General features: G+C 47.0%; 1 protein-coding gene and 6 tRNA genes. 6 read left to right on the forward strand and 1 reads right to left on the reverse strand.

The features are described 5' to 3' along the window. The first annotated feature begins 82 nt into the window (after positions 1-82). The 6 genes from HCJ66_RS15845 to HCJ66_RS15870 all read left to right on the forward strand — a co-directional run bounded on the left by HCJ66_RS15845 (position 83) and on the right by HCJ66_RS15870 (position 615). Positions 83-156 (forward strand) — tRNA-Trp (locus tag HCJ66_RS15845). 19 nt (positions 157-175) lie between these two features. Continuing rightward, positions 176-251 (forward strand) — tRNA-His (locus HCJ66_RS15850). A gap of 11 nt (positions 252-262) precedes the next feature. Beyond that, a tRNA-Gln gene (locus tag HCJ66_RS15855) sits at positions 263-334 on the forward strand. Positions 335-346: 12 nt separating this feature from the next. Beyond that, positions 347-418 (forward strand) — tRNA-Gly (locus HCJ66_RS15860). A gap of 18 nt (positions 419-436) precedes the next feature. Beyond that, a tRNA-Cys gene (locus tag HCJ66_RS15865) sits at positions 437-510 on the forward strand. 21 nt (positions 511-531) lie between these two features. After that, positions 532-615 (forward strand) — tRNA-Leu (locus tag HCJ66_RS15870). Positions 616-775: 160 nt separating this feature from the next. Here HCJ66_RS15870 and HCJ66_RS15875 read toward each other — a convergent pair. Further along, positions 776-964: transposase (locus HCJ66_RS15875; RefSeq protein ID WP_187134015.1), on the reverse strand; the 189-nt coding region annotated here is incomplete at its 5' end.

The raw sequence follows: 964 nt of genomic DNA on the forward strand, positions 1-964 counted from the left end.
GAAGTGGCTAAACGCGGCGGACTGTAAATCCGCTCCTTCGGGTTCGGCAGTTCGAATCTGCCCCCCTCCACCATTTTATAATAGGGGCATAGTTTAAAGGTAGAACTAAGGTCTCCAAAACCTTCAGTGTGGGTTCGATTCCTACTGCCCCTGCCAAATAGTAAATTTAATAGTGGCGGGTGTGGCGAAGTGGTTAACGCACCTGATTGTGGTTCAGGCATTCGTGGGTTCGATTCCCATCATCCGCCCCATTTTTAAACGGTGGGCTATAGCCAAGCGGTAAGGCAACGGATTTTGATTCCGTCATGCGCTGGTTCGAATCCAGCTAGCCCAGTTTTTAGTTTTTGCGGAAGTAGTTCAGTGGTAGAACATCACCTTGCCAAGGTGGGGGTCGCGAGTTCGAACCTCGTCTTCCGCTTATTTTTCTTACGGATGTGGCGCCATAGCCAAGTGGTAAGGCAGAGGTCTGCAAAACCTTTATCACCGGTTCAAATCCGGTTGGCGCCTCCATTGAAGTTTATTTTATATTATGCCGGCGTGGCGGAATTGGCAGACGCGCTGGACTCAAAATCCAGTGATCTCACGATCGTGCCGGTTCGACCCCGGCCGCCGGTATCCAAGCAACCCCAACACTTTTCGGAGTGCTGGGGTTTTTGCTTTTTTTGTGAAAAAGCCCGAAACCTTTCCAGATGCTTTCCATTTTCATGGCTCTATGTCAATTGTTGGGGTGAAATATCGAGGTACAAGCTAGGGAAACAATGGTTTGTGCCTCTTTTTAGCCTACAGAAATGTCAAAATCTTTGATAAAGTGCTGGGTAAGTATTTTAGCGCGGAATCTTTCGAAGCATTGAAAGCTATAAGCGCCACGTTTTAAAACTTTGGTTCGGTTGTTAATGCCTTCTACGAAGCCATTAGATAAATGTGGGTAAATAAAAGCGTTAATAATTTCTGTTTCCCAGCGTTG

This window comes from Paenilisteria portnoyi (assembly GCF_014322795.1).
Taxonomy (GTDB): domain Bacteria; phylum Bacillota; class Bacilli; order Lactobacillales; family Listeriaceae; genus Listeria_A; species Listeria_A portnoyi.